The organism is Pseudomonas sp. RIT357 (assembly GCF_000632245.1).
GTDB classification, from domain to species: domain Bacteria; phylum Pseudomonadota; class Gammaproteobacteria; order Pseudomonadales; family Pseudomonadaceae; genus Aquipseudomonas; species Aquipseudomonas sivasensis.
This window is the reverse complement of the sequence record NZ_JFYX01000047.1, coordinates 247,612-270,395: the sequence shown is the minus strand read 5'-3', so window position 1 is coordinate 270,395 and position 22,784 is coordinate 247,612. Positions and strand designations below refer to the sequence as shown.

Genomic DNA, 22,784 nt, shown 5'->3' with positions numbered 1-22,784 from the left:
CCCTCCCACATTTGAAATGTATTCACAAATCAAACTGTGGGAGGGGGCTTTCCCCCGATAGGGCCATCAGCCACACCGCTAAACCCCAGCCCGCGCCTGCAAGCTGAGATGCGCCCGCTCCCCCGGCGCCAGACTTGCGCCAGCCATCGCCGACTCCACGCACACAAACCCCGACGCCTCGTTAAAACTGACCCCCAGCAACGGCCGGCTGCCTGGATGCCACACCACGGTGTCCGCACTGTCGCCAGTGTCGATACACAGTTCACGCTGCCAGGCGTGATCCTTGAGCTGCAGTTCACCCTCGTGCTGGAACACCCGCTGGCACCCACCGTCCACCCGCAATTCGCCTTCCTGCTGACAAGCCTGACGATTGAGCTGGTCATAACCTTGGGCGCCGTCGAGCCCAGACAGCGCTATCTCGTCGACGTGACCAATACGCCAGTAAGCGTGCAAAGCATGGCTCAACTGGCATGGGAGTTCGTCTTGATGCTCGGTGCTCAGGCGCAGTTCCAGGGTTTCGCCCAGGTGCGCGTGCAGGTCGACCTGCCAGTCGCACAACTGCAATTGCCAGTGCAGGCGTACACCGTCGTCGTCGGTGCTGCTGTCGAGCAGTTTCCAGTCGATCAATCGCGCCCAGCCATGGGATGGCCACGCGTTCTCGCTCGGGTGACGGCCGTACCACGGCCAGCACACCGGCACGCCACCACGGATAGCGCCGACTTGCGGCCACTTGGCCGCGCACCACAGCCAGGGTTTCTGGCCACGGGGTTGGAAATGCAACAGTTGCGCGCCCTGCCGGCTGAACACCGCCTGACACAGCGGATGGTCAATCACCAACACATCGCGCATCTGAAAGCGCTCCCAGGCGAACACTGGACGCTCGCGCAAGGATTTGAAAAAGCGTTGCAGCGGATGCTCATGCATGTGCCACGGTCCCGAATATCACAGTGCCACCCAAAAAAAAGCGGATAGCCATGGCTACCCGCAAATGCGCACAGAGAGAAGGAGCTTATCGCAACAACGTTAGAACGTAGACTGAATTTTCAGGCCAGCCACCAACGCGTTGTCGACTTTATCCACGCCGCCCGGTTGGACAACGTATTGCAGGTTGGGACGCACGGTCAGCCAGTTGGTGACGTGGAAGCCGTAGTTGATTTCGAAGTTGTACTCGGTTTCGCGAATCGGCGTGTACAGCGCACTGTCATAGTCACTTACGCCATTATCGGCGTTCAGCAGCTCAGCGTTCTTCTTCACATCATTGTTGACGTGCAGACGAGCAGCACCAATGCCGACGTCATCTTTTGGACGCGCGTCGAATGGACCTTTGTACACCAGCATCAAGGACTGGTAGTTGTCGACCAGGTTGGTTTCCTTGTCGTGGAAAGTGGCGTTCGCTGCGATGTTCAGGCCGCGCGAAGCATCGCCGTTGTGCGTGGTGAGCTGCTGTTGTGCAACGAACCAGTAGCCTTTCTTGCTGCTGCGGGTACGGAAGTCTGCGCCAGTGAGGACCGCATTGCCGCCGTTGACGTCTTCACGCACGTCCGGTGCATCAGCCGCGCTCTTGTAGTAACCCACACGGTATTCGCCCGGCAGGTTGTTAACTTTCGGCGACCAGACCAATTCCACCGGAATCACGGTGCCCTTGGTGCCACTGCCGCTGAGCTTGAAGCCATTGCCGTGCTCAAGCTGCGATGGGTTCTGGTTGTAGGCACCGATCTGCGCGTACAACTCAGGCGTGATGTTGTACTTAACGCGAATGGCCGCCTGGCTGACAGGCCAGTTGTACCAAGTGTTCACGTAGTTACCGACTTGCGAGCCGCAGAACGACAGGTTCTGGAAGTCGCATGGGAAGGTGTTGAAGTCTTCGCCTTCACCGAAGTAGCCGAGCTTCACATCCAGCTTGTTGTCGAACATCTGGTGTTGAATCCAGAACTGGGTCAGACGCACCATGTGGCCACGACCGTAGACTTCCATCGACGAGCTCAGCGTGCCGGCACGCGGATCGCCAATGCGGTCGTTGGAGATGTTCTGGCCATTACGGTTGGTCAACTGGATCTTAGCCTGAGTGTTATCCCAGCCCCACAGCTTTTGCAGATCCAGTGCTACGCCCAAACCAAACTGGTCGGAGTAACGACCAGTCTTGTCGTCGTTGTAGCCACCATGCAGGTTGGCGCCCATCTCCCCAACGTAGTCGGCCTTGATATCGATACCTTGCTCGATCAGCTTGGTACGCTCGCCGCCCCAATCGCCGGTCATCCACTTGGAATCGGCGCTGAATGCATCGGCCGCCATCGCATTGGCGGACAATACCAGGGCTGCTGCTGCTGACAGTTGGCAGATCAGCCGAGTGTTGTTGTGTTGCTTTTTCATCCCTACATCCTCGTCTTTATTGTTATTAAACTGTTTTTATCTAACGCGGGTTACATTTTTTAACTAAAACAACGACTTATATCGTTCAGCGGCCCTTGAACTGAGCCACGTTATCGGCATGTCCCTGTGTCGGCACTGAGGCAGCAGTGCCCAGACGCTCCCCCGTCTTGGCGTCGAACAGCAACACCTTGGCCGGATCGAATTGCAGGGTCAGGGTCTCGCCCACCTGGGGTGCCACATCGGGCGCCAGGCGGCAGCAGACCTTGGTGTCATTGAGTTGCACGAACACCAGGGTGTCCGGTCCGGTTGGCTCGGTGACCTGAACTTCGGCACGAATGCTCGATGCGCTGTCGCCCTCGCCTGTCGCCAACATGATCTGCTCCGGGCGCAGGCCCAGGATCACGTCGCGGTCTTCAAGACCCGCATCCGTCACGTTCAGCGCCAGCTCACAACGGGCCTGGCCACTGTCGAGCAGTGCCACCAGGCGACCGTCCTTGCGTTGCAGCCGCAGAGGTACGAAGTTCATCGGCGGCGAACCGATGAAGCTCGCCACGAACTGGTTGGCCGGGTTGTTGTAGATCTCTTTCGGCGTGCCGAACTGCTGGATGATGCCGTCCTTCATCACCGCCACTTTGTCGCCCAGGGTCATGGCTTCGATCTGGTCGTGGGTCACGTAGACGGTGGTGGTTTTCAGACGCTGGTGCATCAATTTCATTTCGGTGCGCATCTCGACGCGCAGCTTGGCGTCGAGGTTGGACAGCGGTTCGTCGAACAGGTAAATCTTCGGCCGACGCGCCAGGGCACGGCCCATGGCCACGCGCTGTTGCTGGCCGCCGGAGAGTTGGCCCGGCTTGCGGTTAAGCAGGTGTTCGATTTGCAGCAGCTTGGCCACGCGCGCCACTTCGGCGTCGATGTCGGCTTGCGGCATCTTGCGGATCTTCAGGCCAAACTCGATGTTCTCGCGCACGCTCATGGTCGGGTACAGCGCGTAGGACTGGAACACCATGGCGATGTCGCGATCCTTGGGGCTCATGCCGCTCACATCCTGGTCACCGATCATGATCGCGCCGCCGGTGATGGTCTCAAGACCGGCGATGCAGTTCATCAGCGTGGATTTACCGCAACCCGAAGGGCCGACCAGGATCAGGAATTCACCTTCCTTGATCGACAGTTCGATGTTCTTCAAGGTGTCGGGCAGGCCGGCGCCATAGGTCTTGTTTACATTGCGAAGTTCAAGCGTAGCCATGATTACCCCTTGACCGCGCCGGCCGTCAGGCCGCGCACGAAATACTTGCCTGCGATCACATAGACCAGCAGGGTCGGCAGCCCGGCGATCATCGCCGCCGCCATATCCACGTTATATTCCTTGGCCCCGGTGCTCGTGTTGACCAGGTTGTTCAGCGCCACCGTGATGGGCTGGGAGTCGCCACTGGAGAACACCACGCCGAACAGGAAGTCGTTCCAGATCTGAGTGAACTGCCAGATCAGGCAGACCATGATGATCGGCGTCGACATCGGCAGAATGATCTGACGGAAGATGGTGAAGAATCCTGCACCGTCCAGGCGCGCAGCCTTGATCAGCGCATCCGGAATGCTCACGTAGTAGTTACGGAAGAACAGCGTGGTGAACGCCAGGCCGTAGACCACATGGATGAACACCAAGCCTGTGGTGGTGCTGGCCAGGCCCATCTTGCCGAGGGTGAACGACGCGGGCAGCAGCACGGTCTGGAACGGCAGGAAGCAGCCGAACAACAGCAGACCGAAGAACAGCTGCGAGCCACGGAAGCGCCAGAACGACAGCACATAACCGTTCAATGCGCCGATGGCGGTGGAAATGAGTACAGCCGGAACGGTGATCTTGATCGAGTTCCAGAAGTAACCATCGACGGTGTCCCAGGCCTTGACCCAGCCGATGCCGGTGACCACGGTGGGCCAGCTCAGCAGGTTGCCGTTGGTGATGTCTTCCGGGGTCTTGAAGCTGGTGAGCAGCATCACCACCAGCGGCACCAAGTACAGCAGCACGGCGAGGATCAGCACTGCGTAAATCGCGATGCGGCTCAGGCTGATGGACGGTTTAGAGGCGAGACTAGTCATTACGTTTGGTCCTCAGCTCGGAGTAGAGGTAAGGCACGATGATCGCGAGGATCGCACCGAGCATCAGGATTGCACTCGCCGACCCCATGCCCATCTGGCCACGGCTGAAGGTGAACGAATACATGAACATCGCCGGCAGGTCGGACGAGTAGCCCGGACCTCCCGCGGTCATCGCCGCCACCAGGTCGAAGCTCTTGATGGCAATGTGCGCCAGGATCATCACCGCACTGAAGAACACCGGACGCAGGCTCGGCAGCACCACGCTCCAGTAGATGCGCGGCAGGCTCGCGCCGTCGATCTGCGCGGCGCGGATGATCGATTGATCAACGCCACGCAAACCGGCGAGGAACATCGCCATGATGAATCCGGAGGCTTGCCACACAGCAGCGATTACCAGGCAATAGACCACACGATCCGGGTCGATCAGCCAATCGAGACGGAAGCCTTCCCAGCCCCAGTCACGCAGGAGTTTGTCCAGGCCCATGCCCGGGTTGAGCAGCCATTTCCAGGCGGTACCGGTGACGATCATCGAGAGCGCCATCGGGTACAGGTAAATGGTGCGAATGAAGCCTTCGCGGCGGATTTTCTGGTCAAGGAAAATCGCCAGCGTCACGCCGATCACCAAGGTGATGCCGATAAACATGCCGCCAAACAGCGCCAGGTTCTTGCTCGCCACCCACCAGCGATCGTTGTCGAATAAACGCTCGTACTGCGCCAGACCCGCCCATTTGTAGCTTGGCAGGAACGTGGATGTGGTGAACGACAGCACAAACGTCCACAGGATGTAGCCGTAGAAGCCCACCAAGACGATGAACATGCTGGGCGCCAGCACCAGTTTGGGTAGCCAGCGCTGCAGTGCATCGAACGGCGAGGCTTTGCTGAACACAGCAACAGAACTCATGGGGAAATCCAATACAGGGAAAAAGGACTACAGGAACAGGCCTTGTGAGGGGTTAGGGGTCCCCCTCACAAGGTCAGCTTTTACTTGGCTGACTTGATCGCAGCGCCGAGTTTCTTGGCGGTGTCGGCCGGGTCTGCTTTCGGGTCGTTGATGAAGTTGGTCACGACATCAAAGAACGCGCCTTGCACGGCCAGTGTGGTGGCCATGTTGTGCGCCATGCTTGGCTGCAGGCCGCCAGACTTGGCGTCTGCCAGGAAGTCCTTGGCAGCGGTCTGGGCGCAGGAGTCGAAGCCGAGTTTGTCCATTTCATTGAGCATGTCAGTACGAACAGGGATCGAACCCTTGTTGATGCTGAACACTTTCTGGAAGTTTTCACCCAGCACGACTTTGGCGATGTCCTGCTGACCGGCAGCGGTGCCTTTGTCTTTCTGCTTGAACACCGCCAGGGAGTCGATGTTGTAGGTGAAGGCTTTGTCGGTACCCGGGAAGGCTACGCACTCGTAGTCTTTACCGGCGACTTTCTTGGCGGCAGTCCATTCGGACTTGGCCCAGTCACCCATGATCTGCATACCGGCCTTGCCGTTGATGACTTTGCCGGCTTCGAGGTTCCAGTCCTGGCCTTTGCCATCGACGTCCATGTAGGTCGCGACTTTCTTAAGCTCGGTGAGGGACTTGACCATTTCCGGGCCGGTCAGCGCGGCGTTATCCAGGTCAACCAGGGCTTTCTTGTAGCCATCGGCACCCATCACCGAGAGCACGACCGCTTCGAACACGGTGCTGTCCTGCCAAGGCTGGCCACCGTGGGCGAGCGGAATAAAGCCCGCAGCCTTGAGCTTGTCGCCGGCTGCGTAGAATTCTTCGAGGGTGGTTGGGTTCTTGGTGATACCGGCTTTCTTGAAGACTTCCGGGTTGATCCACAGCCAGTTCACACGGTGAATGTTGACCGGCACGGCGACGTAGTCACCGTCGTACTTCACAGTGTCGGAGACTTTCTTGTCGAGCAGGGAGTCCCATTTTTCTTCTTTGGCGACGTCTTTGAGCACGTCAGTGTCGAGCAGGCCAGTGGACGCCCATTCCTGGATATCGGGGCCTTTGATCTGGGCAACGCCGGGAGGGTTACCGGCGACCGCGCGGCTTTTGAGCACGGTCATGGCAGTGGCGCCACCGCCGCCTGCAACGGCACCGTCTTTCCAGGTGAAGCCGTCTTTCTCGACTTGGGCCTTCAGGACATCTACAGCCGCTTTTTCGCCACCCGAGGTCCACCAATGCACAACTTCAACCGTACCTTTGGAGTCGGCGGCAAATGCACTGAGGGGAAACAACGAGGCAACGGAAATAGCTACGGCGAGGCGATTAATCGCGTTCATCTGAATACCTTTTCTTGTTGTTATGCATGCAAGTCTAGAGCTTGCGCTGCACGGAGTTTAAACATGGTTTTTTCGAGCGCGGGTAACAAAGGGACGCACAAATGTCACCAGTTGGTGACATAGCGCCCAGCGCTTAATGCGCTGGTCATGCTCGGTGCCAAGGGCAGTGCAGGCAGCACCACCGCTTGCCAGGCATGGTACAGGTCCGGCTTGCCACCCCAGATAGTGCTGCTGGGCTGGTTATGCGGGTTGAGTTCGTGGTGCCAACTGCCGTGAATGCGGTCGATAAAGTGGGTTTCGCAGAACTCCCAGAAGCGCCGATACCAGGTTTCGTAATGCAGTTCGCCAGTGCGTTTAAGCAAGGCTTGGGCTGCGGCGCAGGCTTCGGCGTGGGTCCAATGCAAGCGTTCGCGCACCACCGGCTGGTGATTCCAGTCCAGGGTGTAAACGATGCCGGGGGCGCCATCCACGGCCCAGGCGTATTCGCAGGCGCTGGCGAACAAGCCTTTGGCGTCGCTCACCAACCAATCTGGCGTGGCCAGCCCCGCTTGCAGGCGGGCGGCCTCCAGGTGCAGCACCAGCCGCGCCCATTCAAAACCGTGGCCTGGGGTGATGCCGTAGGGGCGGAAACCGTCGGCGCGGTTATCTTCGTTGTAGTTCAGCAACGGGCGCCAGTGCGGGTCGAAATGCTCGATGACCATAAACTGGTTACCGGCGGCGTGGGTGTGGATCACGCGCTCGACTATACGCAGTGCACGGTCCAGCCAGCGGGTATCGCCCGTCACATCGGCCAAGGCAAGGAAGGCTTCGGTCGCGTGCATATTGCTGTTGGCGCCGCGATAGGCTTCGACGCCACTCCAATCCTGAGCAAAGGATTCGAGCATAACGCCCTCCTCTTCGCTCCAGAAAAACTGGTCGATGATGTGGGTCGCATCATTGAGCAGGTTTTGCGCACCAGGCGCGCCCGCCACCACGGCAGAACTGGCTGCCAGGGCGACGAAAGCATGCAGGTAGGCGGCCTTGCCGGTATTGCCATCGAAGGCCTGAGGCGTGGCGAACCAACCGCCGTGTTTGCTATCACGCAAAGGGCCACTGAGGGCCGCAACACCGTGCTCAACCAATTCGGCATAGCCCGGCAAGCCCATGGCATGGGCCATGGCGAAGCTGTGGGTCATGCGTGCGGTGTTCATGGTTTCGGCGTGGGCATTGGCTGGCAGTTGGCCTTTTTCGTCGAGGTTGCCAAAACCTTCAGGCAGACGCGAGGCCTTGGCGAATGCCAGCAAGCGCTGCCCTTCGGCGGCGAGCCAAGCGTAATGGGCAGGTGCATTCAGCCAACTGCTGGCAGGCAGTCGTTGCGTAGTCATGGGTGGCCCTTATTATTTTTTGTGGGGTGACCGGAGTCTAAACAAGGGCGAGATGAGGGCAAGTAACGAAGGGGAAGGTAAATGTCACCAAGCAGTGACAATGTTAAAGGTGAGCATTATTCCACCCTCAGCATCCAATCCAAATGTAAGAGGGGGCTTGCTCCCGATAGCAGAGTGTCAGTCGTTACATCTATTGACTGATCCACCGCCATCGGGACCAAACCCCCTCCCACATTAAGGCTGGTTTTGGTCATTGACCCAGAGGGGTGATCTTCGCCGGGGCGTTGAGCTGTTGTTGCAGGTTCTGCACCTGGCTTTGCAGGGTAGTGATATTGCGGGTGGTCTGGATGCGGAACACATCGAACTCTTTATTGGTCGGCGCATCGTTATTGGCCGGCTGGTTGTCCTGCGCACTTTTGAGCACAACCAAATCCTGCTCAAGACGGGCGATGGCGGCGCTTGGGTTGCCTTGTTTTTTCAGCGCGGCAACGTCGGCGACCAACTCTTTTATCTCACCGTCGCGCTTGCCTGCATCACCTTGCGCAGCCTTGAGGCTGGCTACGGCGTCGGTCAGGGCCTGCACCTGACCTTGCAGCTTGGCATTGGCGCTCGACAGCTCGTTGGTGCTGGACGTCATTTGTGCGAGACGCTTGTCCAGTTCGGTGGCCTGGCCGGCTACGCCGAGTTGCTGCTTGCCCTGCTCCAGCAGTTGGCTTTCCAACTGCTTGATCTGCAGTTTCAATGCTTCGCTGCCGTTGTTCACGCTGGCTTCGCTGGCTACCACTTTGCCGGAGATATCCTGCAGGCGCCCCGCCGCTTCTTCGCTGATCCGCGCAAAACTTTCCTGGGTGGCAACCAACTGCTGGCCCATCAGGGATATCTGCTGGAAGCTCCACCAGGCCAGGCCGGCAAAGGCGATCAGCAGAGCGCCGATCAATGCCCACAGCGGGCCGGTGCTGGCGCCCTTGACCTTGACGACCGGCACGTTGCGCGAACGCACCGAGGTGGCCGGGGAAGGTTCGAAATCATCGTCATCCCCATGATCGGCCCGCAGGCTGGGAACGTTGTCGAAATCGTCTTTAGCATCGTTACGCATGAATCAACCCTGAATCGGTGAGTTAGCTGGCTGGTGGCCGAGCGACGGGAGTATAAACCCCAGCCCCGTCGCACTGATCGACCCGGAACCCTGAATTCGGTTCCCGATGTGTTGCCTGGTGTGACCTTATTTGAGCCCCGGATCCTGCGCCTTCCACCAACTGCAGAACTCGTCTAGGGCGGTCCACAGGCTGACCTTCGGCTCGTAATCCAAATAATGCCTGGCGCGGCTGATGTCGAGGGTGAAATCTTTGTTCATCACCTGCATGCCCAGACGCGTCAACGCCGGCTCCGGGCGCCCGGGCCACAGTGCGCAGACTGCCTCGTTCAGCGCCGCCACGCTGTAGGACAAGCCGTAGGACCGATACCGGGTGACCTGGGGCAGTTCCATTTGGCGCATCACGTAGTTCACCACATCCCACACCGGCACTGGCGCGCCGTTGCTGATGTTGTAGGCCCGCCCCAACGCCGAACCGGGAGCCAGCAAACTGCTGAGCAGGGCTTCGTTGAGGTTATGGATACTTGTGAAGTCGACCTTGTTCAGGCCGTCGCCGACGATCGCCAGGCGCTTCTTGCGCTGCATTTTCAGCAAGCGCGGGAAAATGCTCATGTCCCCGGCACCAGTAACGAAACGCGGGCGCAGGGCGAGCACTTCAAGGCCGAACTCCTGGGCACCGAAAACCTTTTGTTCCGCCAGGTATTTAGTCGCAGCGTAGGGATGTTTGAAGCGTTTTGGCACTTGTTCTTCAGTCAGGCCCAGATGATCGCGGCCATCAAAATAAATCGAAGGCGACGACAGGTGCACCAGGCGCCCAACCCGCTGTTTAAGGCAGGCTTCAACGACGTTTTCGGTGACCAGCACGTTGCCCTGGTGAAAGTCCTGGTAACGCCCCCACAGTCCCACCGCACCCGCGCAGTGCACCACGGCTTCGACATCGCGGCACAGGTCGCGCACCAGGTCGGCGTCGTTCAGATCACCCTGGATAAACTCGGCGCCGCGCCGTACCAGGTGTTCCACACCCTCGGCGCGCCGCCCGTTGACCCGCACGTCCAGGCCCTGCTCCAGGGCGAAACGCGCAAAGCGCCCGCCGATGAAGCCGCTTGCGCCGGTGACCAGAATCTTCATGTATTACCCCGTGTTCTTTCGTTTTTCATCGCTGTTGCCTTGACGACCGCTCTCAGTCCAACGGCACCAACCATTGGCCACATGCGTGGGCCAAGTGATCGGTCAGCAGGCCCAACAACTGCCCGCCACTGCGCCAATGATGCCAGTACAACGGCACATCGATGGGCTTATCTGGCAATAACTCCACCAGCACACCCTTTTCCAGCTGGTCGCGCACCTGCAGTTCAGGCACCAATCCCCAGCCAAGCCCGGATTCCGCCAGGCGGATAAAGCCTTCGGACGATGGGCATAAATGGTGTTCGAAACCACCGTCCACGCCGAGGGATGCCAGGTAGCGGTGCTGTAGGAAGTCGTCCGGACCAAACACCAGCGCTGGTGTGCGGGCCAGTTGATCGGCGCGCACTCCCTGTGGAAAGTGACGGGCAATAAAGGCCGGGCTGGCGAGGGCCCGATAGCGCATGGCGCCCAACAACAGACTGCGGGCGCCGGCCACCGGACGTTCGCTGGCGCAGATACACGCAGCCACTTCACCGGCGCGCATGCGTTTGAGACCAACGGTCTGGTCTTCCACAATCAGATCCAGCAGCAAATGCTGTTCGGCGCAGAAGTCACTGACGGCCTCAGCCCACCACGTGGCAAGGCTGTCGGCATTGAGGGCGATGCGCAGGCGTTCGGGCATGCCCTCTTCGTCCAGCGCGGGCACCTGGCTTTGCAGATCGCGCTCCAGCAAGCGCACCTGCTGCACATGGTTAAGCAGACGTCGGCCAATATCGGTCGGCGTCGGCGGTGAGGCGCGCACCAGCACCGGCTGGCCGATGCGCGCTTCCAATAATTTGATGCGCTGGGAAATCGCCGATTGCGACAGCCCCAGCACTTGGGCGCCTCGTTCAAAGCCAGCCTGTTCCACCACCGCCGCCAGGGCGGAAAGCAATTTATAGTCGAACATCAGTTTCTCTAATGAGCGATCAGCAGTATTGGTTTTTCTTATACAGGTAAGCCCGTGAGAATGACCAGCATTGCTTACCTCTATTAAGGAATCTCACATGGCTGGCGAAACCGCCCTGGCAACCCTGTTGCGCAGTATGAGCCCTCACCTCAATGACGGTGATTACGTGTTCTGCACCCTGCCCGATCACAACATCCCGGCAGGATGCGAAGTGATCGGCAGCTTCCGTGAACAGGAAGGCCTGACGCTGATCCTGGAACGCCAGCAAGCCGAACACGCTGGGTTGGCCTTCGATTACGTAGCCGCCTGGATCACCCTGAATGTGCATTCAGCCCTGGAAGCCGTTGGCCTGACGGCCGCCTTCGCCAGTGCGCTGGGCAAGGCTGGGATCAGTTGTAACGTGATTGCCGGCTACTACCACGACCATCTATTTGTCGGCCGGGCCGATGCAGAACGCGCGATGCATGTGTTGCGGCAACTGGCTACGGACTCGGAGTAAACCCTATGTGGCAAAGCTATCTGAATGGGCTGTTGGTGGCGCTGGGCCTGATCATGGCCATCGGTACGCAGAACGCTTTTGTATTGGCGCAAAGCCTGCGCCGTGAACATCACCTGCCGGTGGCGGCGTTGTGCGTGGTGTGTGATGCGCTACTGGTGGCGGCAGGGGTGTTCGGCCTGGCCACGGTCCTTGCGCAGAACCCGCTGCTGTTGGCAGTTGCCCGCTGGGGCGGCGCGGCCTTCCTGTTGTGGTACGGCACCCTGGCACTGCGTCGGGCGTTCTCGACACAGAGCCTGGAACAAGGCGGCAACCTCAAAGTGCGCTCGTTGCGCGCGGTGATGCTCAGTGCCTTGGCGGTGACACTGCTCAACCCTCACGTTTACTTGGACACGGTGCTGCTGATTGGCTCACTCGGCGCGCAACAGACCGAACCTGGCGCCTACGTAGCAGGGGCCGCAAGTGCATCATTCCTGTGGTTTGCCACCCTGGCACTCGGCGCCGCGTGGCTGGCCCCCTGGCTCGCACGCCCGGCCACATGGCGGCTGCTGGACTTGGTGGTGGCAGTGATGATGTTCAGCGTGGCTTACCAATTAATAAGCGCGCCATGAACTTATTCCAAAAGGCTCTGGAACCTCTATCCCACACAGTTGTTGCGTGGTTTTGCCGCACCCCCGGTGCTATGATCCTGCCCCTGCGCCGCAAAGAGTACAAACTCCCCGGCGCTTGTTTGGCCGCCCGTGATCGGCCTTGCGCTCACCGCAACTGACCTGATTAGGAGAATCATCATGGCTTTCGAATTGCCGCCGCTGCCCTACGCACACGATGCCCTGCAGCCGCACATCTCCAAGGAAACCTTGGAGTTCCACCACGACAAGCACCACAACACTTACGTCGTGAACCTGAACAACCTGGTGCCTGGCACCGAGTTCGAAGGCAAGACTCTGGAAGAGATCGTCAAATCTTCTTCGGGCGGCATCTTCAACAACGCCGCTCAGGTCTGGAACCACACTTTCTACTGGAACTGCCTGGCGCCAAACGCCGGCGGCCAACCAACCGGCGCGCTGGCTGAAGCCATCAACACTGCGTTCGGTTCGTTCGACAAGTTCAAGGAAGAGTTCACCAAGACGTCCGTCGGCACCTTCGGTTCCGGTTGGGGCTGGCTGGTGAAAAAGGCTGACGGTTCCCTGGCCCTGGCCAGCACCATCGGCGCCGGCAACCCGCTGACCAGCGGCGACACCCCGCTGCTGACCTGCGACGTTTGGGAACACGCCTACTACATCGACTACCGCAACGTACGTCCAAAGTATGTGGAAGCGTTCTGGAACCTGGTCAACTGGAAGTTCGTGGCTGAGCAGTTCGAAGGCAAGACCTTCACTGCCTAAGCAACCCTTGCAGTAGAAAGAGCCCGGCGATTGCCGGGCTTTTTTGTGGGCGTCGACTCTGGACCGACCGGGAAGTGCGGAACTCAATAAGAGGAATGCGCCACCCAACCGGTGAGAGGAATACACCTCTCATTCAATGTCGGAGAATCAATGATGAATCCAATGTCGATGATCGGCGGCGCAGCCTCCGCGCTCTTGCCTGTCCTGGGTAAAGCGGCGGAAATAGGGATGGATGTGGTTAAGGACATATTGGGCGCCAAGGCCCCTCAGTTAGGGGCGGATCAACAGCCACCAGCCCCGCCAAAGATTGAGTTTTAATCCGCCACCCGCTTGACGCCCCTTCGCACTCGCACGCGTAACAAATAACGGCGGATCAAATCCGCCGTTTTCCTGCCCCCTGCCCGAACAAAACATCCATCCCCTTCTCACTGCAATGTTCCTTTGACTGCCATCACCAGATTGCCAATACTCATGGCATATTGAAGGCCACCCGCATGAGACAAGGAATGCCCCTTTGAAGCTGGAACTCAAAAACAGCTTGTCGGTGAAGTTGCTACGGGTTGTGCTGCTGTCGGCATTGATCGTGGGCGTTGCGCTGAGCGTGGCGCAGATCGTTTTCGATGCCTACAAGACGCGCCAGGCCGTGGCCGAAGATGCCCAGCGCATCCTCGACATGTTCCGCGACCCCTCGACCCAGGCTGTCTACAGCCTGGACCGCGAGATGGGTATGCAGGTGATTGAAGGCCTGTTTCAGGACGATGCCGTGCGCATGGCCTCCATCGGCCATCCCAATGAAACCATGCTCGCGGAAAAAAGCCGCGCTTTGCAGCATTCCTCCAGCCGCTGGTTGACCGACCTGATTCTGGGACAGGAGCGCACGTTCACCACCGCATTGGTCGGCAAAGGCCCCTACAGCGAGTACTACGGCGACCTGAGCATCACCCTCGACACCGCCACCTATGGCAAAGGCTTTATTGTCAGCTCAGTGATCATCTTTATTTCCGGGGTATTACGCGCATTGGCCATGGGCCTGGTGTTGTACTTGGTGTATCACTGGCTGCTGACCAAGCCGCTGTCGCGGATTATCGGGCACCTGACGTCGATCAACCCGGACCGCCCCAGCGAACACAAGATCCCGCAGCTCAAGGGCCATGAACGCAACGAATTAGGGTTGTGGATCAATACCGCCAATCAGTTACTCGAATCTATCGAACGTAATACCCATCTGCGCCACGAAGCAGAAAGCAGCCTGCTGCGCATGGCCCAGTATGATTTCCTGACCGGCCTGCCGAATCGCCAGAAACTGCAGGAGCAACTGGACAAGATCCTGATCGACGCCGGCCGCCGTCAGCGCCGCGTAGCGGTGTTGTGCGTGGGGCTGGATGATTTTAAAAGCGTAAACGAGCAGTTCACCTACCAGGCCGGCGATAAATTGCTACTCGCCCTGGCCGACCGTCTGCGGGCCCACAGCGGCCGCCTCGGCGCGCTCGCCCGCTTGGGGGGTGACCAGTTCGCCCTGGTACAGGCCGATATCGAACAGCCTTATGAAGCCGCCGAACTGGCGCAAAGTATCCTCGACGATCTGGAAGGGGAATTCGCCCTCGACCACGAACAGATTCGCCTGCGGGCCACCATCGGCATCACCCTGTTCCCGGAAGACGGCGACAGCACCGAGAAGCTGCTGCAAAAAGCCGAACAGACCATGACCCTGGCCAAGAGCCGTTCGCGCAACCGCTATCAGTTTTATATCGCCAGCGTCGACAGCGAGATGCGCCGTCGCCGTGAGTTGGAGAAAGACCTGCGGGAAGCCCTGGGACGTGACCAGTTTCACCTGGTGTACCAACCGCAGATCAGCTATCGCGACCAGCATGTGGTCGGTGTGGAAGCGCTCATCCGCTGGCAACATCCAGAACACGGCTTGGTGCCGCCGGACCTGTTTATCCCGCTGGCCGAACAGAACGGCACCATTATTGCGATCGGCGAATGGGTGTTGGACCAGGCTTGCCGGCAATTGCGCGAATGGCATGACCAGGGCTTCATCGACCTGCGCATGGCGGTCAACCTGTCCACCGTGCAGTTACACCACGCCGAATTGCCGCGGGTGGTCAATAACCTGATGCAGATTTACCGTTTACCGCCGCGCAGCCTGGAGTTGGAAGTTACCGAAACCGGGCTGATGGAAGACATCAGCACCGCCGCCCAACACCTGCTGAGCCTGCGCCGCTCCGGGGCGTTGATCGCCATCGATGACTTTGGCACCGGCTATTCATCGCTCAGCTATCTCAAGAGCCTGCCGCTGGACAAGATCAAGATCGACAAAAGCTTCGTCCAAGACCTGCTGGACGACGACGACGATGCCACCATCGTGCGGGCGATTATCCAACTGGGCAAAAGCCTGGGCATGCAGGTCATCGCTGAAGGCGTGGAAACTGCCGAGCAAGAGGCCTACATCATCTCTGAGGGCTGTCATGAAGGTCAGGGCTACTACTACAGCAAACCCTTGCAGGCCCGGGAGCTGGCAGTTTTTCTGAAGCAGGCTGAGCGTAATAACGCAGCCATTCTCTGACGTGGCAAAACGATACTGAATATTTCCCGCGTTTAACCCTTTACACAAAATGCAAATCTTTCGCATTATGTTGCAGTTTTGCGCGCCCCCGCGTGCCCTATTAACAACCGAAGCAGGATGTTCGCCATGATTCGTATGCCCCTGGCCACCGCCAGTCTGCTGGCCATTGCCATTTCTCTCGCCGGTTGCGGCGAAGGTAAAGACAAGGCCGCAGCGCCCCAGGCGCCGACCCCGGCCGCCAGCACCACCGCTCCAGCGGCTGCCACTCCTGCCGGTCAGGTCGACGAAGCGGCTGCCAAGGCCGTTGTCGCGCATTACGCCGATATGGTCTTCGCGGTGTACAGCGATGCCGAATCCACCGCAAAAACCCTGCAAACCGCGATCGACGCCTTCCTCGCCAAGCCCAACGACGAAACCCTGAAAGCCGCCCGTGCCGCTTGGGTTGCAGCGCGCGTGCCGTACCTGCAGAGCGAAGTGTTTCGCTTCGGCAACACCATCATTGATGATTGGGAAGGTCAGGTTAACGCCTGGCCCCTGGACGAAGGCCTGATCGACTACGTCGACAAATCCTACGAGCACGCCCTGGGTAACCCTGGCGCCACTGCCAACATCATCGCCAACACCGAGATCCAGGTCGGCGAAGACAAGATCGACGTGAAGGACATCACCCCGGAAAAACTCGCCAGTCTCAACGAGCTGGGTGGTTCCGAAGCCAACGTCGCCACCGGCTACCACGCCATCGAATTCCTGCTCTGGGGCCAAGACCTGAACGGCACCGGCCCTGGCGCCGGCAACCGTCCTGCCTCGGACTACCTGACCGGTGATGGCGCCACTGGCGGCCACAACGAGCGTCGTCGTGCCTACCTCAGCGCCGTGACCCAATTGCTGGTCAGCGACCTGCAGGAAATGGTCGGCAACTGGAAACCCAACGTCGAAGACAACTACCGCGCCACCCTGGAGGCAGAACCTGCCACCGACGGCCTGCGCAAAATGCTGTTCGGCATGGGCAGCCTGTCCCTGGGCGAGCTGGCCGGTGAGCGCATGAAGGTTTCCCTCGAAGCCAACTCGCCGGAAGACGAACACGACTGCTTCAGCGATAACACCCACAACTCGCAGTTCTACGACGCCAAGGGCATCCGCAACGTCTACTTGGGCGAATACACCCGCGTCGACGGCACCAAGATGACCGGCGCGAGCCTGTCGTCCCTGGTAGCCAAGGCCGATCCGGCTGCCGACACCGCTCTGAAGGCCGACCTGGCTGCGACCGAAGCCAAGATGCAGGTCATCGTTGATCATGCCAACAAAGGTGAGCACTACGACCAGTTGATCGCGGCCGGCAACGACGCAGGCAACCAAATCGTGCGCGACGCGATTGCTTCGCTGGTCAAGCAGACCGGTTCGATCGAAGCCGCAGCGGGCAAGCTGGGCATCAGCGACCTGAACCCGGATAACGCTGATCACGAGTTCTGATCAGTGCCGTGTTGAATGAGGCGACCTTCGGGTCGCCTTTTTTTTACCTGCCTTTCACAGCAGTACCAACACTCAGGAACCAATGCGGGAGGGGGCTTGCCCCCGATAGCGCTGGTTCAGCAGATATTTTCTTCGCTGACACACCGCCATCGGGGGCAAGCCCCCTCCCTCATTTGATTTGCGTCGCTTTCAAGGCCCGGTTTACATGCCCTGCACCCTAGGTAGAATGACGCCTCTGCCCTATTTCGAGCTCATTTCATGGCGTTGCCGACCCTACGCATCATCGGTTTCATCATCGGCATCTTCCTGATCACCCTCGCGATCGCCATGGTCGTGCCCATGGCCACCCTGGTGATCTTCGAACGCACCAGCGACCTGCCCTCGTTCCTGTGGGCCAGCCTCATCACCTTTATCGCCGGCCTTGCCCTTGTAATCCCCGGTCGCCCCGAGCACGTGCACCTGCGCCCGCGGGACATGTACCTGCTGACGGTCACCAGTTGGGTGGTGGTGTGTGTGTTCGCCGCGCTGCCGTTTTTGCTGACCCAGCACATCAGCTACACCGACTCGTTTTTCGAAAGCATGTCCGGCATTACTGCCACCGGTTCTACGGTGCTCAGCGGGCTGGACAGCATGTCGCCGGGCATCCTGATGTGGCGTTCGCTGCTGCACTGGCTAGGCGGTATCGGGTTTATCGGCATGGCGGTAGCGATCCTGCCGCTGCTGCGCATTGGCGGCATGCGCCTGTTCCAGACCGAGTCCTCGGATCGTTCGGAAAAGGTTATGCCCCGCTCTCACATGGTGGCGCGGCTGATTGTGGCGGCGTATGTAGGCATCACCATCCTCGGCAGCCTGGCGTTCTGGTGGGCCGGCATGGGCCTGTTTGACGCGATCAACCATGCGATGTCGGCGATTTCCACCGGTGGGTTCTCTACCTCCGACGAATCCCTGGCCCACTGGAAACAACCGGCGGTGCATTGGGTCGCGGTGGTGGTGATGATCCTCGGCAGCCTGCCATTCACCCTGTACGTCGCCACTTTACGCGGCAACCGCCGGGCGCTGCTCAGGGACCAGCAGGTACAGGGCTTGCTCGGTTTGCTGGTAGTGACCTGGCTGGTGCTCGGCACCTGGTACTGGTGGACCACCAACCTGCACTGGCTGGATGCACTGCGCCACGTGGCGTTGAACGTCACCTCAGTCGTCACGACCACCGGCTTTGCGCTGGGGGACTACAGTCTGTGGGGCAACTTCTCACTGATGTTGTTCTTCTACCTGGGCTTTATCGGTGGCTGTTCAGGTTCCACCGCCGGTGGGATCAAGATCTTCCGCTTCCAGGTCGCCTATATCCTGCTCAAGGCCAACTTGAACCAGCTGATTCACCCGCGCGCGGTGATCAAGCAGAAGTACAACGGCCACCGTCTCGACGAAGAGATCGTGCGCTCGATCCTGACCTTCTCGTTTTTCTTTGCCATCACCATCTGCGCTATCGCGTTAGCCCTGTCGCTCCTGGGCCTGGACTGGATGACCGCACTCACCGGCGCCGCCAGTACCGTCTCCGGCGTCGGCCCCGGCCTTGGGGAAACGATCGGCCCGGCGGGCAACTTCTCCAGCCTGCCGGATGCGGCCAAGTGGATCCTGTCCCTGGGCATGCTGCTGGGCCGGCTGGAGATCATCACAGTCTTTGTTCTGTGCATCCCGGCGTTCTGGCGTCACTGACGGTCGACGTGTCTTGCAACCGCGCCCGGTATTCGCCGGGCGTGGTATCGAACCAGCGGCGAAACGCGCGAAAGAAGTTGCTCGGATCGGCAAAGCCCAGCAGGTAGGCAATCTCCAGCAGCGTCATGCTCGGCTGTGCCAGGTATTGCTCGGCGAGTTCGCGGCGGGTGTCGTCGAGCAGGGTCTGGAAACTCGTGCCCTCCTCCTGCAGACGCCGCTGCAAGGTGCGCTGGGACAGGTGCAACGTCTGGGCCACCACTTCACGCTTGGGTTCGCCTTGGGGCAGCAGACGACACAGCACTTGCCTCGCCTTGTGGGTCACGCGGCTCTCGGAAAAACGCGCCAGGTATTCACCGGCAAAACGGTCGTGCAACAACGCCATCGCCTCGTTGGCCGTCGGCAGCGGTGCGTCCATGTCGGCGCGTTCGAAAATCAACGCGTCATAGGGCGCGTTGAACTCCAATGGTGCGTGGAAAGCTTGCTTATAAGGCTCCAGGTCCGCCGGTTGTTCACCTTGCAACATGACTTTTCGCGGCTGCAAGGTACGGCCGGTCAGCCAGCCGCATAGTGCCAATGCACAGGCCAGAGAGGCTTCGGCACTTTGCCTTGTGGGCGGCAGATGATCGCCATGCACCGTCAGAATCAGCGCATAGCCTTCGGGTAGCAGTCGGAAACTCAAGTCGGCGCTTTCGGCAATGATCCGCTGGTAACGCACCAGCCGCATGAAGCCCTCGGCTAGGGTGTTACTGGACATCAGCGCATAACCCGCCACATGAAACGACGCCGGGCGCACTACCTTGCCCATGTTCAGGCCAATCGCGGGGTTGCCCGACAGCTCGACTGCCCGTTGCCACAGGCGCGTCATGGAGTCTTGCGGGAACCGAGCATCGGGGTCATTGAGGGCGGCGTAGTCAAGGCCCAGTTGCTTGAACAGGGCGCGGCAATCCAGACCATCCATTTCCAGTGCCTTGACTATCCCCATCGCCCAGCTTGCAGAAGTTGTTCGTTCGCTCATGGCGTCTTCTTAATAAAGCAGGCTCATAACGGCAGCCAGGAATCCAAGGATACTAAAGTGGCATCTAATGTCACTGGCTGTTACCACTGATCACTCTAGACTCAAATAAGCTCCCCGCCGAACATCTGTTGGGCGGCACAACAATCAAAAGGGCCGGTCACCGTGGAAAACGTCAAGCGATTCAATAGCTTCGCCGAGTTTTACCCTTACTATTTGGCCGAACATGCCAACAGCACCTGCCGTCGCCTGCACTTTATCGGCACCACCCTCGTGATCGGTATTTTGGCCTATGCCATTGGCAGGGGGTCGTTAGGCCTATTGCTGGCCGTGCCGATTGCCGGCTACAGCTTTGCCTGGATCGGACACTTCTTCTTCGAAAAGAACCGCCCGGCAACCTTTCAGCACCCGTTCTACAGCCTGCTGGGAGATTTTGTGATGTACCGCGACATGATCCTGGGCAAGGTGCCGTTCTGAACGGTGTGACCTCTTGTCACTTGCGTGAAGCCATAAAGGTTCGTGCATCCGCCGATATAAAAGTCTTTTTGTCATTTACAGTGCTGTATCCTGCCAAAGCTTTTTGAGAGCGCGGAATCACCTGCGATTGAAAAAACAGACCTTGCGAGGAGCGACGACGATGCACGAGATACCTAATCTCCCCTTCCCAAGCCTGCACGAAACTGAGCAGCCAACACCGCAGCAGGCCAGCGCGAAGCAGCCTGAGGCCAAAGAAGCAAAACCAGTCGACAGCAAAAGCCAGGACTGACGCCGTACCAGACCGTGTGGAAAGCGCAGCTTTGAGCGCTTTCCACACTGCCTGAATCCTCCGAGATCCCCGCCATGACCGATACCCTCCCCAATACCCCGGACACCGCCGTACTCGACGCCGCCTTGCAGATGGTCGAGGTGTGGAACCGCCTCAGCGCGGACAAGCAAGCCGTACTGCTCAAGCGCTTCGGTACCCAGGAAAACGCCTTGGCTGCTCTGGTCACCACCCAATTACTGGCTCCGACCAAAACCTGACGTCTTTTTGATCCGACGTTTTTGCGTTTTACCGCACTGCACACGTCAAAGCACCGGTATCATTAGCAGCCTATCTTTACCTGCTGCGACAGTGGACCTCTCCCCATGCCAGATACCCAGCGCCCCATGGCGGTCACGCTGCAAGTTGTTTCCATCGTGTTGTTCACCTTTATCGGCTACCTGAATATCGGTATCCCCCTGGCCGTGTTGCCGGGCTATGTCCACAGTGAGTTGGGCTATGGCGCGGTGATCGCAGGGCTGGTGATCAGCGTGCAATACCTGGCCACCCTGCTGAGCCGTCCTTACGCGGGCAAAATCATCGATAACCTGGGTAGCAAGCGCGCGGTGCTGATCGGCCTGGCGGGCTGCGGCCTGAGTGGCGTGTTCATGTTGCTCGCTGCGTGGTTTTCAAACCTGCCGGCTGTCAGCCTGGGCAGCCTGCTCGTCGGTCGATTGGTACTGGGCAGCGCAGAAAGCCTGGTGGGGTCTGGCGCCATCGGCTGGGGCATCGGCCGAGTTGGCGCGGCGAATACGGCCAAGGTCATCTCCTGGAACGGCATTGCCAGCTATGGCGCGCTGGCCGTCGGCGCGCCGTTGGGCGTAGTGCTGGTGAAAAATTTCGGGCTGTGGAGCATGGGCGTCAGCATTATCCTGCTGGCCGTCGTCGGCCTTTTGCTGGCCTGGAACAAGGTTGCCGCGCCGATCGTGGCCGGTGTGCGCTTACCGTTCATGAACGTGCTGGGCCGTGTATTGCCCCACGGCTGCGCGCTGGCCTTGGGTTCCATCGGCTTTGGCACCATCGCCACCTTTATCACTTTGTATTACACCACTCAGCACTGGGATAACGCGGTGTGGGCCCTGAGCCTGTTTGGCGCCAGTTTTATCGGCGCACGGCTACTGTTCGGGAATTTGATCAACCGCATCGGCGGCTTTCGCGTGGCGATTGCGTGCCTGTCAGTAGAGATCCTCGGCCTGCTGTTGCTGTGGCTGGCGCCTGACGCCAACCTGGCCTTGGCCGGCGCGGCATTGAGCGGGTTCGGGTTTTCCCTGGTGTTTCCGGCACTGGGGGTGGAAGCGGTCAACCTGGTGCCCGCGTCCAGCCGCGGTTCGGCGGTGGGCGCCTACTCGCTGTTTATCGACCTGTCCTTGGGCATCACCGGTCCGCTGGCCGGGGCCGTGGCGGCAGGCTTCGGTTTTGCGTCGATCTTCCTGTTCGCCGCCCTCGCCGCCCTCGGTGGCTTGCTGCTGAGCGTGTACCTCTACCGGCAAGCGCCCCTGGCCCGCGAGGCACGCGGCGACTAAAAGTCGACCTTGCCACGCCCCGCCTTGATGCTGCCGCGCTTGGTCTTGGATTCCAGGCGCCGCTTCTTCGAACCCAGGGTAGGCTTGGTCGGCCGGCGCTTTTTCTCCACCTTGGTGGCGCTGAGGATCAACTCCACCAGACGTTCCAACGCATCGGCACGGTTCTGTTCCTGCGTGCGATATTGCTGGGCCTTGAGTATAAGCACCCCTTCGCTGGTGATCCGGCTGTCGCGCAGCGCCAGCAACCGCTCCTTGTAGAACTCCGGCAACGACGACCCCGAAATGTCAAAACGCAGGTGCACCGCGCTCGACACCTTGTTGACGTTCTGCCCACCCGCGCCCTGGGCACGGATGGCGGTCAGCTCGATCTCGGCGTCGGGCAGGTGCACGTTGTTGGAAATAACCAGCATCAATCAAAAACCTTACGAAACGGACAAGCCCTACTCGGACAACAACATCGACGCCTGGGCTTTGGAAATCACGGCGCCTTTGAACAGTTTGGCATCATTGAGACGAAATCCGCTCAAATCACCGCCCCGCCAACAAAAAACCCG

General features: G+C 59.5%; 21 protein-coding genes. 9 read left to right on the top strand and 12 right to left on the bottom strand.

Annotated elements, in window-relative coordinates:
• Window positions 1–78: 78 nt before the first annotated feature.
• From BW43_RS03035 to BW43_RS03080, 10 genes are all read right to left on the bottom strand, one after another.
• Window positions 79–924: a D-hexose-6-phosphate mutarotase gene (locus BW43_RS03035; RefSeq protein WP_032891005.1), complete on the bottom strand. Its 846-nt coding sequence runs from the start codon at window positions 922–924 to the stop codon at window positions 79–81.
• Between the two features lie 99 nt (window positions 925–1,023).
• Entirely contained in the window at window positions 1,024–2,370 is a 1,347-nt protein-coding gene (locus BW43_RS03040; protein ID WP_032891004.1) for a carbohydrate porin, read from the bottom strand.
• A gap of 85 nt (window positions 2,371–2,455) precedes the next feature.
• The gene (locus BW43_RS03045; RefSeq protein WP_032891003.1) at window positions 2,456–3,616 is read right to left on the bottom strand and encodes an ABC transporter ATP-binding protein; all 1,161 of its coding nucleotides are present in this window, start codon (window positions 3,614–3,616) and stop codon (window positions 2,456–2,458) included.
• A gap of 2 nt (window positions 3,617–3,618) precedes the next feature.
• Window positions 3,619–4,464, bottom strand: a complete 846-nt coding sequence (locus BW43_RS03050) for a carbohydrate ABC transporter permease (RefSeq protein ID WP_032891002.1) — start codon at window positions 4,462–4,464, stop codon at window positions 3,619–3,621.
• Window positions 4,457–5,365, bottom strand: a complete 909-nt coding sequence (locus BW43_RS03055) for a carbohydrate ABC transporter permease (RefSeq protein ID WP_003175732.1) — start codon at window positions 5,363–5,365, stop codon at window positions 4,457–4,459. The genes BW43_RS03050 and BW43_RS03055 overlap by 8 nt, the downstream gene beginning before the upstream one ends.
• Before the next feature lie 80 nt (window positions 5,366–5,445).
• Window positions 5,446–6,732, bottom strand: a complete 1,287-nt coding sequence (locus BW43_RS03060) for an ABC transporter substrate-binding protein (protein WP_032891000.1) — start codon at window positions 6,730–6,732, stop codon at window positions 5,446–5,448.
• 104 nt (window positions 6,733–6,836) lie between these two features.
• Window positions 6,837–8,096: an AGE family epimerase/isomerase gene (locus BW43_RS03065; protein ID WP_032890999.1), complete on the bottom strand. Its 1,260-nt coding sequence runs from the start codon at window positions 8,094–8,096 to the stop codon at window positions 6,837–6,839.
• A 250-nt stretch (window positions 8,097–8,346) separates the two neighbouring features.
• A complete protein-coding gene (locus tag BW43_RS03070; RefSeq protein WP_032890998.1) occupies window positions 8,347–9,192 on the bottom strand; it encodes an ATPase in 846 nt (281 codons plus the stop codon).
• A gap of 126 nt (window positions 9,193–9,318) precedes the next feature.
• Entirely contained in the window at window positions 9,319–10,317 is a 999-nt protein-coding gene (locus BW43_RS03075; protein WP_032890997.1) for an NAD(P)-dependent oxidoreductase, read from the bottom strand.
• Window positions 10,318–10,369: 52 nt separating this feature from the next.
• A complete protein-coding gene (locus BW43_RS03080; RefSeq protein ID WP_032890995.1) occupies window positions 10,370–11,263 on the bottom strand; it encodes a LysR family transcriptional regulator ArgP in 894 nt (297 codons plus the stop codon).
• 97 nt (window positions 11,264–11,360) lie between these two features.
• Between BW43_RS03080 and BW43_RS03085 the strand changes: the two genes are divergently transcribed.
• From BW43_RS03085 to BW43_RS03110, 6 genes are all read left to right on the top strand, one after another.
• Entirely contained in the window at window positions 11,361–11,762 is a 402-nt protein-coding gene (locus BW43_RS03085; RefSeq protein WP_032890994.1) for an ACT domain-containing protein, read from the top strand.
• A gap of 5 nt (window positions 11,763–11,767) precedes the next feature.
• The gene (locus BW43_RS03090; RefSeq protein WP_032890993.1) at window positions 11,768–12,370 is read left to right on the top strand and encodes a LysE/ArgO family amino acid transporter; all 603 of its coding nucleotides are present in this window, start codon (window positions 11,768–11,770) and stop codon (window positions 12,368–12,370) included.
• A gap of 177 nt (window positions 12,371–12,547) precedes the next feature.
• The gene (locus BW43_RS03095) at window positions 12,548–13,144 is read left to right on the top strand and encodes a superoxide dismutase (RefSeq protein ID WP_032862548.1); all 597 of its coding nucleotides are present in this window, start codon (window positions 12,548–12,550) and stop codon (window positions 13,142–13,144) included.
• Between the two features lie 514 nt (window positions 13,145–13,658).
• On the top strand, window positions 13,659–15,710 hold the full coding sequence (locus BW43_RS03100) for a bifunctional diguanylate cyclase/phosphodiesterase (RefSeq protein WP_032890992.1): 2,052 nt from the start codon (window positions 13,659–13,661) through the stop codon (window positions 15,708–15,710).
• A gap of 126 nt (window positions 15,711–15,836) precedes the next feature.
• Window positions 15,837–17,180 carry an imelysin family protein gene (locus BW43_RS03105; protein ID WP_032890991.1) on the top strand — a complete coding sequence of 448 codons (1,344 nt, stop codon included), beginning with the start codon at window positions 15,837–15,839 and terminating at the stop codon, window positions 17,178–17,180.
• 258 nt (window positions 17,181–17,438) lie between these two features.
• Window positions 17,439–18,893, top strand: coding sequence for a TrkH family potassium uptake protein (locus BW43_RS03110; RefSeq protein ID WP_032890990.1), 1,455 nt, complete (start codon window positions 17,439–17,441; stop codon window positions 18,891–18,893).
• Here BW43_RS03110 and BW43_RS03115 read toward each other — a convergent pair.
• Entirely contained in the window at window positions 18,850–19,908 is a 1,059-nt protein-coding gene (locus BW43_RS03115; protein ID WP_032890989.1) for an AraC family transcriptional regulator, read from the bottom strand. The genes BW43_RS03110 and BW43_RS03115 overlap by 44 nt on opposite strands.
• Window positions 19,909–20,070: 162 nt before the next feature.
• On the opposite strand from BW43_RS03115, the gene BW43_RS03120 reads away from it, so the two are divergent.
• The 3 genes from BW43_RS03120 to BW43_RS03130 all read left to right on the top strand — a co-directional run bounded on the left by BW43_RS03120 (window position 20,071) and on the right by BW43_RS03130 (window position 22,230).
• Window positions 20,071–20,382 (top strand): DUF962 domain-containing protein, encoded by a 312-nt coding sequence (locus tag BW43_RS03120; protein WP_032890988.1) that lies wholly within the window; start codon window positions 20,071–20,073, stop codon window positions 20,380–20,382.
• Window positions 20,383–20,745: 363 nt separating this feature from the next.
• Window positions 20,746–20,928, top strand: a complete 183-nt coding sequence (locus tag BW43_RS03125) for a hypothetical protein (protein WP_032890986.1) — start codon at window positions 20,746–20,748, stop codon at window positions 20,926–20,928.
• A 105-nt stretch (window positions 20,929–21,033) separates the two neighbouring features.
• Window positions 21,034–22,230 (top strand): MFS transporter, encoded by a 1,197-nt coding sequence (locus tag BW43_RS03130; RefSeq protein ID WP_032890985.1) that lies wholly within the window; start codon window positions 21,034–21,036, stop codon window positions 22,228–22,230.
• Here BW43_RS03130 and arfB read toward each other — a convergent pair.
• Entirely contained in the window at window positions 22,227–22,640 is a 414-nt protein-coding gene (arfB, locus tag BW43_RS03135) for an alternative ribosome rescue aminoacyl-tRNA hydrolase ArfB (protein ID WP_032890984.1), read from the bottom strand. The genes BW43_RS03130 and arfB overlap by 4 nt on opposite strands.
• Between the last annotated feature and the right edge of the window lie 144 nt (window positions 22,641–22,784).

Excerpts from the sequence above, each read along its gene's own strand:
- BW43_RS03035 (WP_032891005.1), bottom strand. The coding sequence starts at position 924 with ATGCATGAGCATCCGCTGCAACGCTTTTTCAAATCCTTGCGCGAGCGT.
- BW43_RS03040 (WP_032891004.1), bottom strand. The coding sequence starts at position 2,370 with ATGAAAAAGCAACACAACAACACTCGGCTGATCTGCCAACTGTCAGCA.
- BW43_RS03045 (WP_032891003.1), bottom strand. The coding sequence starts at position 3,616 with ATGGCTACGCTTGAACTTCGCAATGTAAACAAGACCTATGGCGCCGGC.
- BW43_RS03050 (WP_032891002.1), bottom strand. The coding sequence starts at position 4,464 with ATGACTAGTCTCGCCTCTAAACCGTCCATCAGCCTGAGCCGCATCGCG.
- BW43_RS03055 (WP_003175732.1), bottom strand. The coding sequence starts at position 5,365 with ATGAGTTCTGTTGCTGTGTTCAGCAAAGCCTCGCCGTTCGATGCACTG.
- BW43_RS03060 (WP_032891000.1), bottom strand. The coding sequence starts at position 6,732 with ATGAACGCGATTAATCGCCTCGCCGTAGCTATTTCCGTTGCCTCGTTG.
- BW43_RS03065 (WP_032890999.1), bottom strand. The coding sequence starts at position 8,096 with ATGACTACGCAACGACTGCCTGCCAGCAGTTGGCTGAATGCACCTGCC.
- BW43_RS03070 (WP_032890998.1), bottom strand. The coding sequence starts at position 9,192 with ATGCGTAACGATGCTAAAGACGATTTCGACAACGTTCCCAGCCTGCGG.
- BW43_RS03075 (WP_032890997.1), bottom strand. The coding sequence starts at position 10,317 with ATGAAGATTCTGGTCACCGGCGCAAGCGGCTTCATCGGCGGGCGCTTT.
- BW43_RS03080 (WP_032890995.1), bottom strand. The coding sequence starts at position 11,263 with ATGTTCGACTATAAATTGCTTTCCGCCCTGGCGGCGGTGGTGGAACAG.
- BW43_RS03085 (WP_032890994.1), top strand. The coding sequence starts at position 11,361 with ATGGCTGGCGAAACCGCCCTGGCAACCCTGTTGCGCAGTATGAGCCCT.
- BW43_RS03090 (WP_032890993.1), top strand. The coding sequence starts at position 11,768 with ATGTGGCAAAGCTATCTGAATGGGCTGTTGGTGGCGCTGGGCCTGATC.
- BW43_RS03095 (WP_032862548.1), top strand. The coding sequence starts at position 12,548 with ATGGCTTTCGAATTGCCGCCGCTGCCCTACGCACACGATGCCCTGCAG.
- BW43_RS03105 (WP_032890991.1), top strand. The coding sequence starts at position 15,837 with ATGATTCGTATGCCCCTGGCCACCGCCAGTCTGCTGGCCATTGCCATT.
- BW43_RS03110 (WP_032890990.1), top strand. The coding sequence starts at position 17,439 with ATGGCGTTGCCGACCCTACGCATCATCGGTTTCATCATCGGCATCTTC.
- BW43_RS03115 (WP_032890989.1), bottom strand. The coding sequence starts at position 19,908 with ATGAGCGAACGAACAACTTCTGCAAGCTGGGCGATGGGGATAGTCAAG.
- BW43_RS03125 (WP_032890986.1), top strand. The coding sequence starts at position 20,746 with ATGACCGATACCCTCCCCAATACCCCGGACACCGCCGTACTCGACGCC.
- BW43_RS03130 (WP_032890985.1), top strand. The coding sequence starts at position 21,034 with ATGCCAGATACCCAGCGCCCCATGGCGGTCACGCTGCAAGTTGTTTCC.
- arfB (WP_032890984.1), bottom strand. The coding sequence starts at position 22,640 with ATGCTGGTTATTTCCAACAACGTGCACCTGCCCGACGCCGAGATCGAG.